The 22,134-nt window shown below is 49.0% G+C and carries 18 protein-coding genes; 9 read left to right on the forward strand and 9 right to left on the reverse strand.

The genetic code is table 11. From position 1 onward, the window contains the following. The first annotated feature begins 708 nt into the window (after positions 1-708). From PHQ97_12510 to prxU, 3 genes are read left to right on the forward strand one after another with little or no spacing between them, the layout of a single operon-like run. On the forward strand, positions 709-1,236 hold the full coding sequence (locus PHQ97_12510; GenBank protein MDD4393555.1) for a YeeE/YedE thiosulfate transporter family protein: 528 nt from the start codon (positions 709-711) through the stop codon (positions 1,234-1,236). Positions 1,237-1,238: 2 nt separating this feature from the next. Continuing rightward, positions 1,239-1,763, forward strand: coding sequence for a YeeE/YedE thiosulfate transporter family protein (locus PHQ97_12515; GenBank protein MDD4393556.1), 525 nt, complete (start codon positions 1,239-1,241; stop codon positions 1,761-1,763). Between the two features lie 50 nt (positions 1,764-1,813). Beyond that, positions 1,814-2,545, forward strand: a complete 732-nt coding sequence (prxU, locus tag PHQ97_12520; GenBank protein ID MDD4393557.1) for a thioredoxin-dependent peroxiredoxin — start codon at positions 1,814-1,816, stop codon at positions 2,543-2,545. A 278-nt stretch (positions 2,546-2,823) separates the two neighbouring features. Here prxU and PHQ97_12525 read toward each other — a convergent pair whose 3' ends face one another. Then, on the reverse strand, positions 2,824-3,600 hold the full coding sequence (locus tag PHQ97_12525) for an enoyl-CoA hydratase-related protein (GenBank protein MDD4393558.1): 777 nt from the start codon (positions 3,598-3,600) through the stop codon (positions 2,824-2,826). A gap of 550 nt (positions 3,601-4,150) precedes the next feature. On the opposite strand from PHQ97_12525, the gene PHQ97_12530 reads away from it, so the two are divergent. The 4 genes from PHQ97_12530 (at position 4,151) to PHQ97_12545 (ending at position 9,331) form a co-directional block, all read left to right on the forward strand. Further along, positions 4,151-7,000 carry a Cache 3/Cache 2 fusion domain-containing protein gene (locus PHQ97_12530; GenBank protein MDD4393559.1) on the forward strand — a complete coding sequence of 950 codons (2,850 nt, stop codon included), beginning with the start codon at positions 4,151-4,153 and terminating at the stop codon, positions 6,998-7,000. Between the two features lie 755 nt (positions 7,001-7,755). After that, positions 7,756-8,142 (forward strand): rhodanese-like domain-containing protein, encoded by a 387-nt coding sequence (locus tag PHQ97_12535; protein MDD4393560.1) that lies wholly within the window; start codon positions 7,756-7,758, stop codon positions 8,140-8,142. Positions 8,143-8,156: 14 nt separating this feature from the next. Continuing rightward, positions 8,157-8,900: a sulfite exporter TauE/SafE family protein gene (locus PHQ97_12540; GenBank protein ID MDD4393561.1), complete on the forward strand. Its 744-nt coding sequence runs from the start codon at positions 8,157-8,159 to the stop codon at positions 8,898-8,900. Positions 8,901-9,034: 134 nt separating this feature from the next. Continuing rightward, the gene (locus PHQ97_12545) at positions 9,035-9,331 is read left to right on the forward strand and encodes a hypothetical protein (GenBank protein MDD4393562.1); all 297 of its coding nucleotides are present in this window, start codon (positions 9,035-9,037) and stop codon (positions 9,329-9,331) included. Here the strand turns inward: PHQ97_12545 and PHQ97_12550 are convergent. From PHQ97_12550 to PHQ97_12585, 8 genes are all read right to left on the reverse strand, one after another. After that, entirely contained in the window at positions 9,323-10,750 is a 1,428-nt protein-coding gene (locus PHQ97_12550; protein ID MDD4393563.1) for a HAMP domain-containing sensor histidine kinase, read from the reverse strand. The genes PHQ97_12545 and PHQ97_12550 overlap by 9 nt on opposite strands. Next, on the reverse strand, positions 10,747-11,430 hold the full coding sequence (locus PHQ97_12555) for a response regulator transcription factor (GenBank protein ID MDD4393564.1): 684 nt from the start codon (positions 11,428-11,430) through the stop codon (positions 10,747-10,749). The genes PHQ97_12550 and PHQ97_12555 overlap by 4 nt, the downstream gene beginning before the upstream one ends. A gap of 206 nt (positions 11,431-11,636) precedes the next feature. Further along, complete coding sequence (locus PHQ97_12560; GenBank protein MDD4393565.1) at positions 11,637-12,008, reverse strand: EamA family transporter; 372 nt, start codon at positions 12,006-12,008, stop codon at positions 11,637-11,639. A gap of 180 nt (positions 12,009-12,188) precedes the next feature. Further along, positions 12,189-13,898 (reverse strand): phospholipid carrier-dependent glycosyltransferase, encoded by a 1,710-nt coding sequence (locus PHQ97_12565; protein ID MDD4393566.1) that lies wholly within the window; start codon positions 13,896-13,898, stop codon positions 12,189-12,191. Next, positions 13,888-14,817 (reverse strand): polysaccharide deacetylase family protein, encoded by a 930-nt coding sequence (locus PHQ97_12570; protein MDD4393567.1) that lies wholly within the window; start codon positions 14,815-14,817, stop codon positions 13,888-13,890. Before PHQ97_12570 ends, PHQ97_12565 begins: the two co-directional genes overlap by 11 nt. Beyond that, entirely contained in the window at positions 14,814-16,805 is a 1,992-nt protein-coding gene (gene arnA, locus PHQ97_12575; GenBank protein MDD4393568.1) for a bifunctional UDP-4-amino-4-deoxy-L-arabinose formyltransferase/UDP-glucuronic acid oxidase ArnA, read from the reverse strand. Before arnA ends, PHQ97_12570 begins: the two co-directional genes overlap by 4 nt. Positions 16,806-16,817: 12 nt before the next feature. Further along, the gene (locus tag PHQ97_12580; GenBank protein MDD4393569.1) at positions 16,818-17,792 is read right to left on the reverse strand and encodes a glycosyltransferase; all 975 of its coding nucleotides are present in this window, start codon (positions 17,790-17,792) and stop codon (positions 16,818-16,820) included. Then, entirely contained in the window at positions 17,789-18,937 is a 1,149-nt protein-coding gene (locus tag PHQ97_12585; protein ID MDD4393570.1) for an aminotransferase class I/II-fold pyridoxal phosphate-dependent enzyme, read from the reverse strand. Before PHQ97_12585 ends, PHQ97_12580 begins: the two co-directional genes overlap by 4 nt. A gap of 1,085 nt (positions 18,938-20,022) precedes the next feature. Here PHQ97_12585 and PHQ97_12590 point away from each other — a divergent pair. Together PHQ97_12590 and PHQ97_12595 are read left to right on the forward strand one after the other, a co-directional pair. Then, positions 20,023-20,694 carry a site-specific integrase gene (locus PHQ97_12590; protein MDD4393571.1) on the forward strand — a complete coding sequence of 224 codons (672 nt, stop codon included), beginning with the start codon at positions 20,023-20,025 and terminating at the stop codon, positions 20,692-20,694. 109 nt (positions 20,695-20,803) lie between these two features. Continuing rightward, positions 20,804-22,069, forward strand: coding sequence for a hypothetical protein (locus PHQ97_12595; protein MDD4393572.1), 1,266 nt, complete (start codon positions 20,804-20,806; stop codon positions 22,067-22,069). Positions 22,070-22,134 lie beyond the last annotated feature (65 nt).

Raw genomic sequence — 22,134 nt, forward strand, 5'->3', positions numbered from 1 at the left:
AGATCGAATATTGCCGGGTTTTGGAAAGCTGATAAAAAATCATTCTCTCCCTGATCAAATCATCCAACTAATTGCCGACGCGCATTCGTTAGCTTAATCCAACTGAATATTGTGATCATAGGAATTTTTATTTTTTTAATTAATTTTATCAGCATATTACAGTCTGAGGAACGCTGTGATTGAGAAGCGGGATTTTTGCTCCCTTGAGGATGTCATAAGATAAAAAGCGCTCCTCAGTCCGCCCGCAGGGTGCTGATCTAATCGGTTTTCCATTCACACCGGGCTGGATTCTAACTTCGGCCAAATTCATTTTTACCGCGTTGCATCCCGTTCTCGTCATTCCCAAAAAAGCGGAAATCTAAAGGCCGACCGAACTGGATCACCGCGGGAAGGACGAAAGGGCCGATGATAGAACCAACCCTTTCAAACTCAATTTGAAAAAAAATTGCCGTTGCGCCGGACTGTTTTCCAGAAGTCGGGTGCCCAAAAACGTTTTTCAATCCTTAAACTATTTTTTTAAAAATTTTACCTGTCTGTTGTACCTAACGTCCTGCTTTTAGGATTATCCGAATGGCGTATATTGTTTTTTTTACTGCTGCAGCACGGAGGGCAGGCCTGATAGACAAAACGAGCAAACTCAGGAATCCAATCATTGTCTGTTAGTTTATTTTTTTTGTAACATTAATGTGTCATTCGTAAGGAGGAACTATGTTCAAAAAAAACTGGAGTCCCTATCTTGCCGGCGGCTTGACAGGGCTTTTGCTGGTTTTATCGGTGCTGATCAGCGGCCAATTTTTTGGCGCATCGACCACCTTTTCCCGCAGTGCATCGGTAATTGAAAAAAACATGGGTATCGACACTTCGACGAACGAATATTTTACTATGAAAAAGGGCAAATATGGTCCATCCGCCCTTCCGGACTGGCAGCTGATGTTTGTGATCGGTATTGTCATCGGTGCATTTATTTCTTCAAAGCTTTCCGGAGAGTTTAAGATGCAGATGGTCCCTGATATGTGGCGTGAAAGGTTCGGCCCCGGGCCGCTGAAACGGGGAATTGTTGCCTTTGCCGGCGGCACGGTCGCACTTGTCGGAGCCCGGCTTGCCGGTGGCTGACCCAGCGGTCATGGACTGAGCGGTCTGGCTCAGCTTTCACTCAGTGGTTTTATCGCACTGGTCGCTTTTTTTGTCGGCGGCATGATCATAGCCAACCTGATTTACGGCATTCAAAGGAGATAACTATGAGTTTATTTTACGGGGTGGTGACCGGCATCCTTTTTGGATTTTTTATGCAAAAAGCCCAGGTACTCAGATATGATCGACAGATCGGTGCGTTGAGGCTCATAGATATGACCATCATAAAATTCATGCTGAGCGCGATCATTGTAGGATCGATAGGTATTTACCTGCTCAAAGATGCTGGACTGATTAAACTGAGTATGAAACCGACCTCCATCGGCGCCCAGGTAATCGGCGGTTTGATCTTCGGTATCGGCTGGGCTCTTTTGGGCTACTGCCCCGGGACGGCGGCAGGCGCGCTTGGAGAAGGCAGAATGGATGCTCTGTGGGGAATTCTGGGGATGTTGTTCGGCGGGGCGCTGTATGCCGAGATTCATCCTTTTATGAATGCCCATATCATCCGTATCGGAGACTATGGAAAAATCGGATTGCCGCAGCTGACAGGCCTCAACCATTGGACGGTAATTTTGGTGCTTGCCGTACTTTCAGTCCTGTTGTTTTGGCTTTTCGAAAAAAAACATCTTTAGAAATAATCCTTACGATAAAATAACAACCGTCAACGGGAAAGGATGATCTTATGGGAGAGGAAATAAAAATGGGCTGCGCCCGGCCGACCGGCGGTCCGGTCGGAGAAAAAATCGTTGAAAAGAAGTTAAATGAATCTGGAGCGGACACAATTATCAAAAGGGAGGTCAAAACGATGATACAAGTTGGAAAGAAAGCACCCGATTTTGCGGCACCCGCCTATCAAAAAGGTAAATTCGTATCGGTCAAACTGTCTGAATATCTGGGCAAATGGGTTCTGCTCTGTTTTTATCCGGGTGACTTTACATTCGTCTGAGCAACGGAAATTTCGGCAGTTGCCGAAACAAACGATACGTTTCAGGACCTGGGGGTTGAGGTGTTGTCAATGAGCGTTGATAGTGTCTTTGTTCATAAGATGTGGAATGATAACGAGATTTCAAAAATGGTCAAAGGCGGGGTCCCGTTTCCCATGTTGTCCGATGCCGGTGGAAAGGTCGGCAACGTATTCGGCGTCTACGATGAAGACGCGGGGGTTGAAACACGGGGCCGATTCATCATTGATCCGGAAGGGGTGATTCAAGCCTATGAAGTGCTCACCCCTGCTATGGGCCGTAATGTGGCGGAAACTTTGCGGCAGGTTCATGCGCTTCAGCTGATCAGAAACAGTAAAGGAACCGAAGCTACGCCGGCCGGATGGAAACCCGGTAAAATGACACTGAAGCCGGGTCCGGAACTGGTTGGAAAGGTCTGGGAGGTTTGGAAAACCGAAATGGCGTTTGATTAAATGATGTAAGCCTGTTGCTTTTTCAAATTCAACCCAATTTTCCGGTTCCCACGCAGAAGCGTGGGAACCGGAAAATATAAATCTTAACCCGGCAGCAGCCGGAAAACGAGGCCTGCCTTCTGATAAATCGGCTGGGCTTGATCATAACCACAATGTCACGGGGTTCGTCCCTCCCCTTGCCGGCTTCTCCAGCACGATCCGGGGGATGCCGGCAAGGAGCGGGACTCCGAAGCTACGCACAGCAAAATATGGCCGCAGTTATGATCAAGCCCAATCGGCTATTTCATTTTCCATTCCGGAGGACGTTTCTCCTGGAAGGCTGCTATACCCTCCTGAACATCTTCCGTAGCGCACAGCGACGCAAATAGATTGGTTAAATAATCCAACCCCTTGTGATACGGCATGTCCTCCATTCCGTAAATCCCTCTCTTGCCGATCTGAAGGGCCAGCGGACTTTTTGCCGCCAGTTTTTCGGCCAGTTTCATGGTGGCTTCTTCCAGCTGATTCTCTGGTACCACCTTGTTGATCAGACCCAGTCTCAGAGCCTCATCAGCAGGGATCATATCGCCGGTCAGCACCATTTCCAGGGTCTTCTTTCTTCCCACCTGACGCATCAGGGGAGCGGCCGGTCCCAGACAAATCAGCCCCACATTGATGGCCGTGGTGCCGAATCTGGCATTTTCCGATGCAACTGCCATATCGCAGGCAAAAACCAGCCCGGCTCCATTGGCAATAGCCAGGCCTTTGACCGAAGCAATCACCGGCTTTTTCATTTTGGATATCGTGTGGTTGTGCTCGTCCATTCCTTTAAGAAATTCACGAATTTCCTTGTGGGATTTACCCTTGAATTCATCCAGGGAAATGCCGGTTGAAAACTGGCGGCCGTTTGCCCGAACAATAACGACCCGAATGTCGTCGTCATCGTCAAAGGCCGCAAGTGCGTCGTTTAACTGACGGGCGAACGGAATGTTGAAGGTGTTAAACGCATCCGGTCGGTTCAGGGTAATAATGCCGATGTTCTGCTGTTTTTCAAAGAAAATTTCCTTGTCGTTCATTGCTTCACCCCCCTGTGTTTGTGTTTATCTCCAAATTAAAAGCACCTGACTCGCCATGATGTTACCCCGCGGATATAAAATGTCTATTTTGAATTTAAAACGTTATATAAAGACCAGCGACGTGGTCGTTTGCTGATGTTTTCAATACGCGGGAACTGCTGCCTTTAATCGTTCATTTCCGCCCAGTAGCATTGAAATAAGTAAAATTGGTTGTATTTATATTTGTATTTATTTTCCAACCATAACATGGTTCGCCAAATTTAAACAAATACGTAAAATAAAAAATATTTGAACGAAGTTTTCATTTTTTAATAACTGTAAAAAACATTTCGGGGACAGGTTCAGTTGCCTTTTGATTCAGCGGTGTTCAGTTTTTTTGAAGATTTTAAGAAATAACTTTATTATACATGATTCAGGTGGTAATTTACTTATTATTTTTTATTTAAAGTGGTTTCGATCTGTTGCACTCAAAAAAATATAGTAGAATAAAGATGATTAAGATGAAGCTGGCTTAAAACATCGGTCGGGAAAAAAGGAAAGGTGGGTAACAATGTTAAAGCACATATCCTTAAAATTGAAATTAACGCTTCTTTGCCTGATGTTGGTAATTTTTCCGATTCTCGTGATCGGAGGCGTCAGTATCAAGACGTTTGACGATTTCGGTGAAAGCACTTCAGATGAGTCGTATTCGGCGCTTGAAAAACAAGCGCTCGAGACATTGCAGGCCGGGGTTGAAAGCGACCGGCAACGCATCGAAACCCTTTTGGATACCGTCGAAAATGATAGTAAAAAGCTGGCTGCATCCTCCAATATGACCGGTTATCTGGAATCTACAGCCGGGAAAAACGAAGTGCTGAATAAAATGGCACAAGACGAAGTAAAAAGCATCGTAGAAGGCGTAGTGAGATCATCCCATGTTCAGCAGAAGGTGCTTGAAAAAAAATTGCAGTCTGATCTGACTGTTATTGAAAGTATGCTGATGGATCAGAAAAAAATTGGAATAACCAATACGCGCCACAGCTGGAACGCCGTGAATCAGTTTTCCAAAAAAACAAAACAAATTCAGCTTCCGCTGATGAAAATCGGGGATAGGGTCATTGCCTTGAATGACAGTTTTGAAAAAAAGACCCCGATCGTCGATGATGCACAAAAAGCGCTGGGGGGAACCTGCACGATTTTTCAAAAGATGAATTCTGAGGGCGATATGCTCAGAATTGCAACCAATGTCAAGAAGCTCGACGGAAAACGCGCTATCGGAACCTATATCCCGGCCGCAAATTCTGATGGTACGAAAAATACGGTTATTTCAAAAGTGCTCAGCGGCCAGACGTTCCTGGGTCGTGCGTTTGTGGTAAATGACTGGTATTTTACCGCTTATAAGCCCATATACGATTTGAACAAACAGATCGTAGGCATGTTGTACGTGGGCATCAAGGAAAAGGAAGCTACGTCGGATCTGGTGAAAACCATATTAGATACACGGATCGGTCAATCCGGATATTTATTCGTGATGAATTCAGCGGGAAATTTATTGTATCATCCACACAATGAGCTGGCAGGAAAACATGTCATTTCCGATCTGAATCTGACCGAACTTAAAGAGGTTTTGAATAATCGACAGGAAGACCGCGTTCAAACGGTGTCTTATCCGTTCGAAAACCGAAATAAATTTATCCAGTATTCGTATCTCAAGGGTTGTGACTGGATTATTTGCGGCAGCGGGTATTGGGATGAATTTTCACAGGAGTCCGCCCAGGTATCGATCGAGATGCTGAAAAAAGAGTTTATGGCATTTTATGAGAATGCTGCCAGAAACATCCATGGAAATAAAGTATACCTGTATAACCAGATACGCTACATTGATGAAACAGGGCAGGAAATCGTCAAACTTCAAGAAGGCCAATTGTCGGATGATCTTAAAACCAAGGCAGATAAAGCCTGGTTTCAGTCCTGCCGGAATCTGGGACAGGGTAAGATTTTTAATTCAGGTGTTACGATTGCAGCCAATACCGGGATGGCCGAAGTCCGGATCATCTCCCCGGTTTATCAGGGAGATGTGTTCAAAGGAGTCACGGTAATGAATATGGACTGGTCTCTGGTGTGGAAGTTGCTGCAGCATCATGTTTACGGGAAAACCGGCTATCCGTACATTATAAATAATAAAGGGATATTGCTCAGCCATCCCCGATACGCAGTTGCAGATAAAAAGGATCTGAGCGATCCGAAAAATGGTGCAAAAACAGCGGAAATCGTTCAGACAAGCATGCTTAAAGGCAAAACCGGTACGGCTGTAACCCGTTTTGAAGGCATTGAAAAATTTATCGCATTTGCGCCATTAAAAATGGGGGAATTGACCTACAGCATTGCGGCAACGGGTCCGGCCGACGAGTTTCTTGAACTTGCTGAAACGGTCAAATCAAATGCCCGACATCATGTTGGCGGCGTCATCAAGCTGATCGTGATCATTGCATTGATATTAGCCGTTATTGGCAGCGGCATCGGGCTGGCAATCAGTAACTATATCGTCAGGCCCCTGCTGCAAATCATACAAAATCTATCGGATGGATCGGAGCAGATCGATGCCGCATCCGGAGAAATTCTTTCCGCCGGCCAGTGCCTGGCTGCGGGAGTCTCTCAGCAGGCAGCGTCGCTTGAGGAAATTTCGGCTTCCATGGAAGAGATGACGATCATGACAAAACAAAATGCCGATCATGCCAATAATGCCAACGGGCTGATGAGCAAATCCACCGGGGTAGCCGAAGTTGCCAGTGACTTTATGAAAAACCTGACACTTGCAATGGAAGGCATCTCATCGGCCAGCCAGGAGACCCAGAAAATCATTAAAACGATTGATGAAATAGCGTTTCAGACCAATCTGCTGGCACTCAATGCGGCAGTAGAAGCTGCTCGTGCAGGGGAGGCCGGTGCCGGATTTGCCGTGGTTGCCGATGAAGTACGAAATCTGGCGATTCGATCGGCGGAGGCTGCGAAAAATACCACGGGGCTTATTGAAGGAACCGTCATGAAAATCAACGAGGGCTGTGAAATGGTTAAACAGACCGAAGCAGCGTTTTCAGACGCCATGTCAATCACGTCAAAGGCGGGAGCGTTGGTAACACAAATTGCTTCAGCCTCTGAAGAACAGGCCCTGGGAATTGCTCAGATCAATGAGTCGTTGATTCAGATGGATTCGGTGGTCCAGCAGAATGCTTCCGGTTCGGAGCAAACCGCTTCTGCGTCCCGGCAACTGAATTCGCAGGCGGAAATAATGAAATCCGTAATTCAGAATCTGGGTGCTCTGCTCGGCAGTCAAAAAAGAACAGCCGTTGTCCGGGCCCGAAAAAATCAAACGGATCAGAGCGTGGAGCCAGTGCAGCAAGCGCCCGCAATTGAAATGTAAGATATAAACTCGTTGGTGGTTCTGCCAAAAATGATCCGGCATTGACGGTTGTCCAAAGCCGGATCGTTTTTGTGCATGGTTTAAAATCCGGGGCTTGATCATAACTGCGGCCACAATGTCACGGGGCCCGTCCCGCCCATTGCCGGCTTCTCCAGCGCGATCCGGGGGATGCCGGCAACGGGCGGGACTTCAAGTCTACGCACAGCAAAATATGGCCGCAGTTATGATCAAGCCTAAAATCTGTCTTTCATGCTCGAAAGAATCAATCCTCATGCCGGCTGCCTGTATAAGATTTCCGAAAAAAACAATATCGGTTGTTTAGAATGTATCCAACCCGCTTGCTCTGGAGTTTATCAAATACGGGGAAGCCGTCAGCGCGGTCTGGAGTTTTGTCTCTGTCCGAACATTTTTTGCATGGGCGTTCAACAGCATTCAGACTCGGCTGCGAGGATAAAAAGCTTGACATAGATTTATCCGGCACGTATATTTCCAAAAAAGAATATTTGTAGACAGATTTATGTCTATAAAACCTATTTGATAGCAAGTATCTTGCAATGCATATAGATACATTAGAATATATAATCCTATTTATGTCTATGGATTCAATTGGCTTTTTTTGTTGAAAATACAGAATTGAGCAAGTCCACAAGGTAACTTTTTGAAACCGGTTTATCAGCGATCAGCTTGCGCAAAAATATGAAAGCTGATTTCAGAAAACTGAAATATCAGATAAATAAAAAACGAGGTGATGAACTATGGATCGATTTGACGCACTACTTTCTGAAATGGATTTAGAATTCTTCGGCACCAGCTCACATGCGGTTTCAGCTGAAAGCGCCGTGAATATGGCCGACCGGAAGGACGTATTTTTTCTGGACGTCCGTTCCAGTGAAGAAACTTCTCTGCTCTCCTTTCCGTTTGCCGTAAACATTCCGGTGAATGAAGTACCGAAACGGTTGGAAGAACTTCCGACGGATAAACTTATCGTGGTGATCTGCTCTTCGGTGTTTCGGGCTGCCATGGTCTATACCTATCTGCGTTATAAAGGATTTGAACAGGTAAAAGGTCTTGCGGCCGGCATAGAACAGATGGCAGCTTTTCTGAAGCCTGGACCAATCTTTAAACGAAAGCAGAAAGCATAGCGAAAGGTACCGGCATGGAAACAATCTGGATCGCACTGCTCTCTTTTATTCTCAGCTTTCTTTTTGCCCTTGGGGGCGTGGGATCAGCCGTTGCGCTTGTTCCGGTACTGCACTGGCTTGGCATTCCGCTGAACGAAGCCAAGCCTACCGGACTGTTCGTAAATACAGTGAGCCTTATTGGTGCCAGCATTTCAAATATCAAAAATCGAAAGCTTGATTTTTCGATGGGTATCCCCATTATTCTCGCTTCGGTTTTTGTCGCTCCTTTGGGCGCTTATGTGTCAACATTTCTGCCGGAAAAAACGGTGCTGGGGCTTTTTGTGCTGTTTCTGCTTTTTTCAGGGAACATGATGTTTTTCTTCAAAGGCTCCAAATACGCGGACCAGTATCGTTCGGATCGACCGATTCCGGCCATGCTCGGCATTGGTGCGCTGGCCGGAATGGTTTCCGGCATGCTCGGCGTCGGTGGAGGGGGTATTGTCTCGCCGTTGATGATTATGCTGGGGTTTAACCCGAAAAAGATTGCTGCTGTTACCGCCTTTGTTGTCCCGTTCTCCTCCCTTACCGGATTCATTGCTTACTGGTCCATGGGACATTTCAATCCGGCACTGGTGTTGCCGGTGGGAGGCGCTGCCTGCGCAGGCGGTTACCTGGGCACACATTTTATGCAGACCCGCCTCAGCCCGGCTACGGTGAAACGGTTTCTTGCACTGGTTATCCTGGGGCTGGGGATAAAAATGCTGTTTCGACTTTTCTGAAAGGCTCAAGGCTCTTTACTTGCCCTTTATGACCGTTGTTTGAGCCTTTTCAGTCGGTTATAGAAAAGGGGGCAGGCAAATTATGGCAGGCAGGCGTAAGTGACCCTGCTACGGATAAAGACCGATTCTAAAAAATGCCGTGCACATCACGAATGATCGCATCCGATGAAACAGCCGTGTACCATGTCATGGCCCGGACGGCGCTGGACGGTTTTTCTGTGGGGGATGTTAAAAAGGATTTTCTGCCGGGTCTGATCAAACGGTTCTCGAAGCTTTATTTTACCGAATCGGATTTGCTCGGTATTACAACAAACGGCACAACCACAGAGGTTATTTCTGGGGAGACCGGTTTAAAAGCGTCATCGTGGATAAGGGGGAAAAATACCATGGTAAAGACTTCATTACCTGCCAGCCGGCATGTTTCATTGTGAAGTCATTTCCTGAGACCGGGGCAGAGAAACCGTTACCCGTGTCCAAACCTCTGGTTTGCTCTCAAATGTTATCTTTCCATGGTGAAGTTCGACGATTCTCTTCACGATCGCCAGACCCAGGCCGGAGCCGCCGTGCTGAAGCGATCTGGGCTGTTCCACCCGGTAGAACTGGTCGAACACCTTGTCGATCTGAGCCTCTGAAACACCCGGTCCCGTGTTGGTTACCGTGATTGTCAAATCAGAATCTGCCGGATCGGCATCGGATTCATCGCTATCCACCTCGACCCGACCACCTGCCACGTTATATTTGATGGCATTATCCAGTATATTTGAAAACGCGCGGTTCAACTTCCCCGCATCCCCCTGAATGATGAGCCGGCGGGGAAGACGGATGTCCATTTGAACGTTTTGAGCGGTAGCCAGAAGACGATAATCTTCTGACAGGGAGGACAATAGCCCGGAGATATCAACCGGCTTCGGGTCGATGCCGGCTAACGATTCCAGGGAGGACAGATTCAACAGGTCTTTGACCAGTCGCTCCATGCGCAATACCTGATCATTTAACTGGAAAAGATTCTCCTTTACAGAGGCCGGCAGACTCCCCATATCGGAGGTGAAAATCTCCTCGATAGCCAGCCGCATCGTGGTCAGCGGCGTTTTTAACTCATGGGAGGTGTCGAAGAGAAAATCTCTTTGTTTCATAAAAGAATTTTGCAGCCGATCCAGCATCCAGTTAATCGTCCTCGCCAGCTCACTGAATTCATCCCGTCCCGGCCCGGTCGGTATCCGCTGATCGAGATTCTTTTCACTGATTTCTCTGGTAAGGTCCTTCATTTTACCAATCGGTTCCAGGATCTTTCCGGCTACAAACTGGCTGATAGCTGCCAATGCCATCCAGCAGAAGATAAGCCCGGCGCCAATGCTGAAAACCAGTTCCCATATTTCTTCTGCCAATTTTTCCATGGGACGGGCGATCTGCACAGCGAACGTTCCCCCTTCCAACGAAAGCAAGAACGTCCTGATCCGGAAGGTCACTTCGCGGCCGCTGTCCTGACCCGGGTCGATTCGTTCAGGCGGGACAATCGCACTGGCAATCGCACTGGCATCAGGTTCTACGGAAGGAAGGTTTACCCGTTTTGCCAACTGTGACTGGTAAAGCATTCTGTTGGAATCCTGCTCATAGATTCTGAGCCAATACGGATAAAATTCAGCAGCATCGGGATCGGCAGGCGGGAACTCCGATTTGCTCTGCCCTGTCACGCGCATTTTGATGGCCCTGTACGCTTCCTCCTTGAGTTCCCTGTCCAGAATGTCGAAAGGCTGTTCGATCAGTTCATAGAACAAGACAACGGAAAACAATAAGGTGGTAATAAAACCGGTCCAGGCAACGAGGAGGGTAATCCTTTTCTTAACCGTCATTCTTCCGGGTCCCTGATCATATATCCCACACCGCGGATGGTTCGGATCATGTTACCCTGGCCGGAATCCCCGATTTTATGACGCAGATTTTTGATATGAACATCCATAAAATTAGACATGTTGAAGGGGTCGAAGTCATCCCCCCATACGTGTTCAGCCAGACTGAAGCGTGATACGACTCTGTTTTTATTATAGAGGAGGAACTCAAGAATGCAAAACTCTCTATGGGTCAGTTCGATTGGCGCTTTGCCTTTGGTTACTGCACGGCTCACCGTATCAAGCTGCAGGTCCAGGACCTGCAACACGGATTCAGCCTGGCTGCCGGATCGTCGGAGCAAGGCACGTATGCGTGCCAGCAACTCGCCCAGAGAAAACGGTTTGGCCAGGTAGTCATCGGCGCCGATATCAAGCCCCCTCACTCTGTCAGCTACATCACCCTTTGCGGTGAGCATGAGCACCGGCGTTTTGATTCCGGCCTTTCGCGCCTCTTCCAGAACAGTCAACCCGTCCATTTTGGGCATCATGATATCCATAATAATCAAATCAAAAGCGGTTTCGAACAATCTGTTCAACGCCGCTTCGCCATCCCTCGCCGTCTCTACGATATAACGCTGGCTTTCCAGGCTCTGATGTAATTGTTTCCGCAGCGAGGATTCATCATCAACAATCAAAATTTTCATGATCGCAGGTCCTGAAAGATTGTTTACCCGTTCCGCTGAACTCGTTAGCGTCCATCCAGAAATGATTATTTTCCCCAAATTGCTGCGTCAGGCTCAGATTTTAATCCTCGAAATACTCAATGTATTCCTCCGGTTAAAATCTTCGCCTTCCTTGAACTTAAAAAAACTATCTCATTTCTGGACGGACACTCATCAGTTTTTTTTGTCTATCCTGTCCGGGTAATCAGCCAGACGCCCAGGCATATGACGATAATCCCGGTCCAGCGTATGATCCCCATGGATTCATTGAAAAAAAGCCAGCCGGCAACAGAGACGACGATATAGCCGATGGAAAGCAGCGGGTAGGCATAGCTGACCTCCACCCGGGAAAGCACCAGCAGCCAGACCACTACGCTGATCACGTAACATGCCAGTCCGGCCAGGACATAGGGACTGGTTGCAACCGCAAGGAAAATACGGCCGCAGCTTGCCAGCCGGAAATCAAAATAGCCGATGGTTCGCATCCCCTGCTTAAGCGCCAGCTGGGCGGCAGCGTTGAGCATTACGCCGAATACAATGAGTGGTAAATAGCTGATCATAAATTCTCTTTTTTATCGGACAGCCGTCCGGACGATTTTTCTTCACGGATGCAAAGCCAAAATAATCCCGGGGTGCATGGCCGGTAGGGATTACAAGTCATGTGATATGTATCACACATATTCACGGCTGCCATGATATAACAAACTGAAATGATGTCAATTTGTTTAATAAAATATCGGTCAATACTGCCACAGCACATACCCCTCAGGGCCGCTGTCATCATGGGAAACCGGTTTGGGAAGTTGATCCTGCCATCTTCTGATATTTCTTGCCCGGCCAACCAGAACTGTTTTCCCCCGGTTAGCGTCTATCAGTCGGGCGGCTGATCCTGTGTCAAGCATTCTGCCGGGTGCTTTTTCATACGCCAGTCCGTAACGCAGTTCTCCGGGATCCCCGAGCACATACACATCAACGCGTTTCAAGTACCAGCAGGCAGCCCGAAGCGTATCTTCATCGGAAATGATAATCCTATCCTGATTGATGCTTTGCCGGTAGCGCTCCAGCAGGATGCCCGGTGATTTTTTTTCAATGGTCAGGTCCAGCAGAATCAATTGGACAGTCAAAAACAAGAGAAATAGCGAAAGGCCAAACAATAAAACTTTTTTGATTCTTTCCTGGCTTCTGAACGCCCAGAAGCAGAACAAAATTACAAAGACAAGGGCATTGACGAGCATCAGCGCTTTCCAGGGCTGACTGTACAGACGAAACCCCTCATAGCCAAAAAGCTGAACGTACAGGAAGGCAACCAGGAGCAGGCTGAACAGCATACCAAATCCGGCCACTGCCCACTGAATCAGTTTCTTTCCTCCCTCCTTATGGTGTGCATGAAAAAGCCCGAAGGCCATGAGAACGGCAAAAGGGGGAAAGCAGGGAAGAATATAGGTAATCAGTTTGCCGTTGGAAACCGAGAAAAACAAAAAGGGCAGCACCAGCCAGCAAATGGATAACCGGATCAACCGTCCCTGCGCCCCCTTATCGGTTAATGTTTCCCGTATGCCTGACACTGACGCAGGGACCATGAAGGACCAGGGCATAAACAGGGCCGGTGCGGCCAGGAGGAAAAACCACAAGGACTGTTTATGCTGGGCGCCGTCGGCCATAAACCGGCGGATATGTTCGTTCCAGAAAAAATACCGCCAGAAATCAGGCTCCCTCAGATGGATCCATATACTCCAGGGCAGTGCGACCAGAATGGCGGTAAGCACCGGCAGCCAGCCCATACGCCACAAATCCCGTCGGCGGCGTTGCCAGACAAGGTAGGGTGTCAGGACCAGAACCGGCACAACAAAAGCAAGAAACCCCTTGGTCAGAAAGGCCAGGCCGCACAATACACCGGACAGCAGTAAAAAGCGTTTTTCCCTCGCAGAGCCCGGCGGCGCTTCAGCGGCAAAATAAAAGGCGGTTAGGGTTGCGGTCAGAAAAAAAGAAAACAGGCTGTCCAGTACCGCCGTGTTTCCCACCGCAAACACCTCGATGCAGGTCAGAAAGATGAGCGCAGCCAGAATACCCCGCCGGTTCGATTCTTTAACACCATCACGGGTTGCCCGGCAAACCAGCATGTATATCAATAAGGCCGACAGCCCGACAGCCATAGCGGACGGCAGGCGGACGGCAAAATTATTTTCACCGAAAAGCAGGAGGGAGCCGGCGTGCACCCAATAACCCAGTACCGGTTTCTCAAAATACCTTGCGCCGTTGAGGTGAGGCGCCACCCAGTCCCCGCCGGCAATCATTTCACGGGGAATCTCGGCGTAGCGCGTTTCATCCGGAACCATGAGATCTCTGACCCCAAGGGGCAGGATGTATAAAACCAAAAAAAATAATAGCAGCAGGACAGCATGTTGTTTTTCCGCGTAAACGGATTGCTCTTGATTCAATTTATCCTTCATTGACAGAATTTTTCATGGATTCAAACGGGTTGGATACTTCTCCCTGGCAGGCAATCCATCCGTCTCTTCCGGCTGCTATCGATTTATGGATTACTGCCCCCCCTATTTTTTGAGTTTGGCCGAGAATGTCACCCAGGGGTTTGAAGACCATATCCCGCTGCCGGGCTTTGTCCAGAAAATCCTGGAACAGGGGCAGGCAACTGATCCCTTCGACTTCGGCATGGAGGGTCAATACATTGAGCCGGTCTGGACGAATCATTTCAAGAAGGTACTGATTATAGGTTTCCGGTAAGCATTTCAGACCGACAAGTTCGTCATAGGTGGGCAGGGTGGTCGGCACCTGGACGTGCTTCAGACTCAGACCGTCAACGATCGGCCGGAAAATCGAACGGCCGCGGCAATCGGAAGTGAACCGAAATTCAAATGAATCAAGCGCCTGAAGTGCGGCAGCCGTGGTCCGCCAGGCAGGTGCCGCAAAACAATCCGGGCGGCGCCCCAGGATGTCCGTCAGCAGATCGCAGCCTCGCTGAATTTGGCGGGTCACGGCATCCGGATCCATCCGAGCCACCCGTGTCTGCCATTGGTGATGGTCCCATGCATGGAGTCCGACTTCATGTCCGGCGCCGGCGGCCTCCCGTATCGGTTTCGGGCATCGCTTCCCGATCACCGGACCGGGGCACAGCGTTCCCCGCAGCAGAATATCCCAGCCGTAAAGGCTTGCGGCCCGTGTTCTGAGCATCTTTACCAGAAATGAGGGCCGCATCAGGCGCCATAGATGACGGCCCATATTGTCCGGACCCACGGAAAAAAAGAAGCTCGCCCGGATATCGTAGCGGGCCAGAAGATCAATCAGGTTTGGAACCCCGGTGCAGGTGCCCCGCAGGGTATCGACATCGATACGCAAACCGACAGGAATCATGATTTTTTCTCTTTCCTGCCGACCACATCCTGAAGGAAATAATCCAGGGTCTGGCCAACAGACTGTTCAAAGGGCGCTTCAGGCTCCCATCCCAGGATTTTGCGCGCCTGCCGGATGGAGGGGCGCCGGTGTTGCACGTCCTGGTAGCCTGATCCGTAAAACGTCCGGGCCTCGATGTATTTGATGCCGGCATCAGGGGGAAAATGCGACCGGAGCGGATGAGCGGCAAACTGTTCCCGGAGAATATCTGCCAGCGCCTGCATGCTGTACTCGTTGTCCGGATTTCCGATATTGAAAATCCGGCCGTTACAGCACCCATCCTTGTTCTCAATAATCCTGAAAAGGCATTCGACGCCGTCCCTGACATCTGTGAAACACCGTTTCTGGCTGCCGCCATCCACCAGCCGGATGGGCGTGCCCTCCACCAGGTTGAGGATAAACTGGGTGATCACCCGGGAGCTGCCGATCAGCGCCGAATCCAGAGAGTCGAGTCTCGGCCCGACCCAGTTAAAGGGGCGAAACAGGGTGAACTGCAGGCCCCTGTCGGCGCCGTAGGCCCATATCACGCGATCGAGCATCTGCTTGCTGCAGGAGTAGATCCAGCGTTGTTTATGGATCGGGCCCAGAATAAAATTTGAACGCTGTTCGTCAAACTCGGAATCCTCACACATGCCGTAGACCTCCGAGGTGGACGGAAAAATCAGCCGTTTTCCGTACTTAACGCAGTATCGGACAATGCGCAGATTTTCCTCGAAATCGAGCTCAAACACCCGTAAGGGATTGCGGACATACTCGATGGGCGTTGCAATGGCCACCAGCGGGAGGACAATGTCACATTTGCGGACATGATATTCGATCCACTCCCGCATGATGGAGATGTCACCCTCCTTGAAATGAAAATCCGGATGCTCCAGTAGTCTTTCGATCGTATTTGAACACAGGTCCATGCCGTACACGGTGTAGCGTCCGCTTTCCAGCAGCCGCTCACTCAGATGGTTACCGATAAAGCCGTTTACACCCAGAATGAGCACGTTCTTTTTGCGCTGCCGCTCCACGATTCGTTCAGTCCGGCCGTTGAACCGCATGCCGGCTGCCAGATTAAATTCCAGGGCAAGCTGCCTGCCGCTCATGTACAACCCGTTTTCGCTCTGACCGAACTGCACCTCCACTGCGCCTTCGCCACAGGCGATCGTCAGGGGATTTGTGGAGAGTACCGTGCCGGGAACGGCATCCATCGATGTTTGCGCCAGCTTGACCTGCCAGAACATACACTTCAAATTTCCCAGATAGGAAAAGGCGCCGGGATAGGGACGCGTCACCGCCCGCACCAGATTCCGGACGCCGGCGGCATCCTTTCCCCAGTCGATTTCACCGTCAGCAGGTCTTCGCCCGCCAAAATAACTTGCCGATGATTGTTCCTGCGGAATCCGCCGGGCCCGGTTTTCCCGAATCTCCGGCAGCAGCTCGTCCAGCAGGTCGCCTGCCGCAACGGCAAGCTTTTTATGCAGGCTCAGGGCCGTGTCGTCATCGTCAATGGAAACTGACTTCTGGCCGGCAATATCACCGTCATCCGGTCGAGGTGTCATGTAATGAAGGGTAACGCCGGTCTCTTTTTCACCACGGACCAGCACCCAGTTCACCGGACACCTGCCACGATAACGGGGCAGGAGCGAGCCGTGCAGGTTGAGGCATCCTGCCGGCGGTATATCGAGAATTTTTTTGCCGATCATATCCCGGTAATAAAAGGAAAAAATGATATCCGGCGCCATTTCCCCTATCCGCTCAACCCACAAGGGATGGTTGATATCCGCCGGGTTATAAACCGGGATATCATTGGCCGCTGCCAGCTCGGCCACTGACTCGAACCAGATATTTTCATTAGGCTCGTCCTGGTGGGTGAATATCGCCCGGATATCAAATCCGTGGGCCAAAAGTGCTTTGATTCCCGTGCATCCGATATTATGATAGGCAAGTACGACGGCTCTCATAAGTTTCTCCTGTCAGTTTGATAAGGTGCTTTTCCCCTCGACCGCCGATGGGTTTGCGCCACAGATTTCCTGAATAAAAAAGCGGGGCCTGGATCGAACATCATTATAGATACGGCCGATGTATTCGCCGAGCAGGCCAAGGCCGATAAATTGAGCCCCGATAAAAACAAAAAGCACGGCAAAAAGAGTGAACACGCCCTCTGCAGCCCACATATCCCCATAGGCAAAGCGCATCACCATGAGCAGAACGCCGAAACCAATGCCGCATGCCGCAATCACCGCCCCCATGAACGAAAGCAGGCGCAGCGGAAAGGTGGACATGGAGGTGAGCAGGTCAAACTGGAGGGAAATCAGTTTCAAAAAACCGTACTTGGATTCTCCCTTTTCACGCAGTGCATGCCTGACCGGGATTTCGGCGGTGCTGCCGGCAAAACTGTTGGCCAGAATGGGGATGAAGGTGGAGCGTTCCCGGCACTGGAGCATGGCATCGACAATCGGGCGTCGGTAGGCCCTGAGCATGCAGCCGTAGTCATGCATCATGACGCCGGTGGTCCGCCGGACAAGCCAGTTGATCAGCGCAGACGGGACGCGGCGAAAGACAGAGTCCTGCCGGTTTTCACGCACGGTACCCACCACATCGACCCCGCGGTCCATCTCCCGCACGAGATTTGGAATTTCTTCGGGCGGATTCTGGAGGTCGGCATCCAGGGTAACGACAATCTCCCCGCTGCTTTGATCCAGGCCGGCAATGACCGCCGCGTGCTGGCCGTAATTGCGGTTCAGCATCACGCCGATTACCTCCGGGTGGCGGTCCGCGGCCTGAGAAATAAAGTTTCGGGAGCCGTCCCGGCTGCCGTCATCCACCAGAATGATCTCAAAGTGCCGGCCGGTTGTTTTGCAGGCGGCAAGACAGCGGTCGATAAGTTCCGGCAGGTTGTCTTTTTCGTTATAAACCGGAATGACCACGGATAAATCCGGCACATTCATGCGAGCACCTTCTTGATGGCCGCAACGACCGAATCCACATCCTCCAGGGCCATGTCCGGAAACAGGGGAAGGGAGCAGATCCGTTCCGAATTCCACTCGGTCGCAGGCAGGGCGCCATCCGGAAGCCGCAAGGTTTCGCGATAATATTTCTGCATGTGCACCGCCTTGAAATGGAGCCCGGTTCCGATATTCCTCTTTTTCAATTCCGTCATGAAGGTGTCCCGGCTCATGCCGGCCCGTTCGATATCCAGGCGGACAATAAACAGGTGCCATGCATGGCGCATGGGGTAGAACGGCACGGCAAGGGGAAGGATCTCATCCACGTCGGCCAGCAGTGCCTGATAGCGTCGGGCCAGCAGTGCCCGTTTTTCAATAAAACGATCCAGCCGGCCCAATTGTCCCAGTCCGATGACCGCAGCCATGTCGGTCAGGTTATACTTGAACCCCGGCTCCAGAACCTCTGCCTGGGGGGATCGGCCCTGGATGGTCCGGTCATAGGCATCCACCCCGAGGCCGTGAAATTTCAACCGGCGGACGCGTTCAACAAGATCAGAATCGTCGGAACAAAACATCCCCCCCTCACCGCAGGTCATGTCTTTGATGGGATGAAAGGAAAAAATGGCGCTGCCGTGCCGGCCGATCTTTTCCCCGTGGTATTCGGTGCCGACCGCATGGGCAGCGTCTTCGGCCAGATGGATATTTTTTTTCGAAGCCAGTCGCCGCAAAGGATCCATATCCAACGCGGCGCCCGCAAAATGCACCGGAATAATCAGCCGAGTGTGATCGGTGATGAGCGGCGCAATGGTTTCTGCGGAAACCATCAACGTATCTCGGTCAATATCTGCAAAAACCGGCTTGGCGCCGGCAAGCACGATTAAATTCACCGTTGATACCCAGGTCATGGAGGGGGTAATCACTTCGTCCCCCGGGCCAATGCCCAGTGCGGCAAGCAAAAGGTGCATACCCGCTGTGGCTGAACACAATGCCACCGCCCCTTCGGCATTGCAGTATCCCCGGAAAGCCGCTTCAAACTCGGCTGTCTTCGGACCGGTCGTGATCCAGCCGGAGCGGAGGACTTCGGCGACCGCCTGAATCTCCAGCTCGCTGATGGCCGGTTTGGAAAACGGAATAAAAGAGGACCTCATTTTTTTCCCTTCATTTGAATGCTATTTTTTTCACAGTGGGCCACTAAAAAAACGGCTTACATTTTCCCAGCCGATTTTGATTTGAAATGTAGCAGGACAAGATGAAGAACGGATGAAGGCAGCAGGATTGGAAATAATTTTCTGGTTTTTTAATATAATATCCGGGGACAACGCCCCATCGGGTCTGAAAACAAACTTTTTGATAAATCAGGCAACTTTTCAACCAAATTTTCCCGGCTCAGACCCAGTTGCTTGCGGACGGTTTTTACCATATCGGAGAAGCGCTCCGGCGCTTTGATCACCTTACCATCGCTTGCCTGCTTGAGGCAACACGGGTTCGGCCCCCAAAGAGCGCATCTCTGAAACCCGCATGAAATTAATATCGATATTTTGGGCTTGATCATAACTGTGGCCACAATGTCACGGGGGTCCGTCCCGCCCATTGCCGGCTTCTCCACCACGATCCGGGGGATGCCGGGGCCATGAAGCTAAAGCGCAAAAACTCGGCAAGCCTCAAACCGTTTGCGCTTCTTAACGCTTCATGGCCCCGACATCCCCCGGATCGCGCCATGTCGTACGCCGGCAACGGGCGGGACTCCGAGGCTACGCACGGCAAAATATGGCCTCAATTATGATCAAGCCCGATATTTTCATACGGGCGGAACCGAATATCTGGGGCCGAGCAGAGAATGAAAGCCGACAGAATGGAAAAAAACAGCCGGGCGGAGAGCGATTCTGAAAAAAATATGAGCCGGGCGCAAGCCCTTTGAATACAAGACAAAAAAACCCGCCCTTCCTGGAAATCTGATCCTGGAAAGACGGGTTAATTTTTTTCTGATGGTGGAGGCGGCGTCCACCCAAATAGGTCATAATCTAAAATAAAAACAGATGCTTATAAAAACCATTTTTAAAAAATACCGTCAAAAATACCGTCGTTTTTTTATATGTAAAAATTCAAAAATAAATGATACTAAATGAATCAATGTGAAATAAAAACCAAATTCTGACACCAGATCCACCTGTTAACATAACTTTCCATCCGGTACAAAGAATACGTTCTCTCAACATTCCGGGTCGTATGGGAAATGGCCCGTGATAGAGGGCTTGTTATCGGTTCCTACCCTGGGAAAAAAATCAAGCTTCCCAAGACCGATAACGGCCGATTGAGATATCTTACACATGCAGAAGCGGAAATGGTTATAGCCAGACTTGCAGAGCGAAACACTGACATGCATGATATGGCTTTGATGTCGATTCATACCGGGGCCAGAGCACGAGAGGTCTTTGATTTAACTTGGGGGTGTGTTGATATTGATCAAGAAACAATCCTCTTGAAAGATACAAAAAACGGAAAGAACCGACACGTCTACATAACCAAAGAGGTTAAAAGAATGTTCTCTAATCGTAAACGTGGCTTGAGAAATGAACGAATTTTTAAAAATGGCCGTGGTGAACACGTGAAGGAAACTCCCCAAACTTTTAGAACTGTCATAAATGAACTCGGCCTCAATGATGACATTGATGACCCACGTCAGAGAATTGTTTTCCATACATGCCGCCACACATTTGGGAGCTGGCACGCCCAGAGGGGAACCCCTCCCAATGTCCTTAAGGAGCTTATGGGACACTCAACGATTAAGGTCACTGAACGTTACTCCCATGTTTCGGCTGCCCACTTGCGACTTGCCATGACCGGTTTTGAAGAGTCCGCAAGAGAAAGCAGGGACTGCAAGGTGATAAAATTTAAGCAGATATGATTTTCTATTCCCTGGGATAGACTCTAGCTAATCACTAGGGTTGAACTGGCGGTATCCTGAGCACCTTTCCCAGAATCAATAAATCAGGCAAACCGAAGGAGTTTGGCAAATGTCCGAGGAAAATCATTTTAAGGAACTGAGATTAGATGTACTCCGTTATCATGCAAAAAAATGGGTACAAAGATACCCTTGCATTGAAAGTGTTTTATTGTGCCAAGCAGGACACGGATTCGAAAGCATTCCCGAAGATGACAATGATGTAAAATATATCATAGTTGTAAAAGCACCTCCGAATCCATTTTCTCTTAAAAAGAATAAAGATGGATCGTATAATCTTTCCCTTGAGTACAAAGATATCAAATTGGATGCAAAAATAAAGGAACTTCCCACACAAACACTATGCACCGAGTCCTTTCCAAAACTGCCCCGATACCCAAAGGGTATTGTGGAGAAGGAAGTCACCTTTGAATGCCATGATGCTACATTGGAAATCAAGGCAATAGATGGCATTGATAGTCTTGCCTATAAAGCGATTCAACAGTATCCAAAATTGGAATATATTCTTGATTACCACAATAATTTGGCAACACAAGGATCGTGCGAACATATTATAAAATATATAGCGAGTTTTTACGAAATTAAAAATACCTCTCTATATAGCAAGCGTATCGATAACTGGTTATGGTTCACCATTAGTCCCGGAGAAGATATTTTAGATTATAATAAAGACGTAGATGAATTTGTAAAAGAAAATGAACAACAATGTCTTTATCCATGCTCAGATGAAAAGCCATCAAAAAGATTAGATGCTAAGGATGACAACCCTGAAAAGCAACTAGATGATTTCTTAACGAAAGTGCTCCCAGAAATTGAGATTTATTACAAGCTCCTTAAACATACCATGAAAAAGTATGATGGTATAGGAGCAGCAAATTTGCAGCATGCAAAAAATGTTTTTGAAGCAGAAAATTCGCAGCATGCAAAAAATGCTTCTGAAGCAGAAAATTCGCAGCATGCAAAAAATGCTTCTGAAGCAGAAAATTCGCAGCATGCAAAAAATGCTTCTGAAGCAGAAAATTCGCAGCATGCAAAAAATGCTTCTGAAGCAGAAAATTCGCAGCATGCAAAAAATGCTTCTAAAGCAGAAAATTCGCAGCATGCAAAAAATGCTTCTAAAATGAAAAAACCACTCTTTAAACTAATGACAATTGAGCATATCAAAAAGGGTGAATATGGTGGTGAGCGCCCAGCACAAACCATAAAGGCCAGCATTGCAAGGGCAATGCTAATTGATATGGAGCCATCAACATATGCACTATCCAAAGATGCCAAAGACCTTGAGAAATTATACAAGAGGATAAAGGCCCTCCAATAGACTGAGGGTGAAAACGACGGAATAAAAGTCGTTTTCACCTGCTTTATTTCTTCCTAAATTTTCAT

It is taken from the genome of Desulfobacterales bacterium (genome assembly GCA_028704555.1).
In the GTDB taxonomy this organism is placed as follows: Bacteria; Desulfobacterota; Desulfobacteria; order Desulfobacterales; family JAQWFD01; genus JAQWFD01.

What these genes read in the sequence shown, in the direction of transcription:
- PHQ97_12515 (MDD4393556.1), top strand. Translation starts at nt 1,239, where the DNA reads ATGAGTTTATTTTACGGGGTGGTGACCGGCATCCTTTTTGGATTTTTT.
- PHQ97_12525 (MDD4393558.1), bottom strand. Translation starts at nt 3,600, where the DNA reads ATGAACGACAAGGAAATTTTCTTTGAAAAACAGCAGAACATCGGCATT.
- PHQ97_12530 (MDD4393559.1), top strand. Translation starts at nt 4,151, where the DNA reads ATGTTAAAGCACATATCCTTAAAATTGAAATTAACGCTTCTTTGCCTG.
- PHQ97_12535 (MDD4393560.1), top strand. Translation starts at nt 7,756, where the DNA reads ATGGATCGATTTGACGCACTACTTTCTGAAATGGATTTAGAATTCTTC.
- PHQ97_12540 (MDD4393561.1), top strand. Translation starts at nt 8,157, where the DNA reads ATGGAAACAATCTGGATCGCACTGCTCTCTTTTATTCTCAGCTTTCTT.
- PHQ97_12545 (MDD4393562.1), top strand. Translation starts at nt 9,035, where the DNA reads ATGCCGTGCACATCACGAATGATCGCATCCGATGAAACAGCCGTGTAC.
- PHQ97_12550 (MDD4393563.1), bottom strand. Translation starts at nt 10,750, where the DNA reads ATGACGGTTAAGAAAAGGATTACCCTCCTCGTTGCCTGGACCGGTTTT.
- PHQ97_12555 (MDD4393564.1), bottom strand. Translation starts at nt 11,430, where the DNA reads ATGAAAATTTTGATTGTTGATGATGAATCCTCGCTGCGGAAACAATTA.
- PHQ97_12560 (MDD4393565.1), bottom strand. Translation starts at nt 12,008, where the DNA reads ATGATCAGCTATTTACCACTCATTGTATTCGGCGTAATGCTCAACGCT.
- PHQ97_12565 (MDD4393566.1), bottom strand. Translation starts at nt 13,898, where the DNA reads ATGAAGGATAAATTGAATCAAGAGCAATCCGTTTACGCGGAAAAACAA.
- PHQ97_12570 (MDD4393567.1), bottom strand. Translation starts at nt 14,817, where the DNA reads ATGATTCCTGTCGGTTTGCGTATCGATGTCGATACCCTGCGGGGCACC.
- arnA (MDD4393568.1), bottom strand. Translation starts at nt 16,805, where the DNA reads ATGAGAGCCGTCGTACTTGCCTATCATAATATCGGATGCACGGGAATC.
- PHQ97_12580 (MDD4393569.1), bottom strand. Translation starts at nt 17,792, where the DNA reads ATGAATGTGCCGGATTTATCCGTGGTCATTCCGGTTTATAACGAAAAA.
- PHQ97_12585 (MDD4393570.1), bottom strand. Translation starts at nt 18,937, where the DNA reads ATGAGGTCCTCTTTTATTCCGTTTTCCAAACCGGCCATCAGCGAGCTG.
- PHQ97_12590 (MDD4393571.1), top strand. Translation starts at nt 20,023, where the DNA reads ATGGCCCGTGATAGAGGGCTTGTTATCGGTTCCTACCCTGGGAAAAAA.
- PHQ97_12595 (MDD4393572.1), top strand. Translation starts at nt 20,804, where the DNA reads ATGTCCGAGGAAAATCATTTTAAGGAACTGAGATTAGATGTACTCCGT.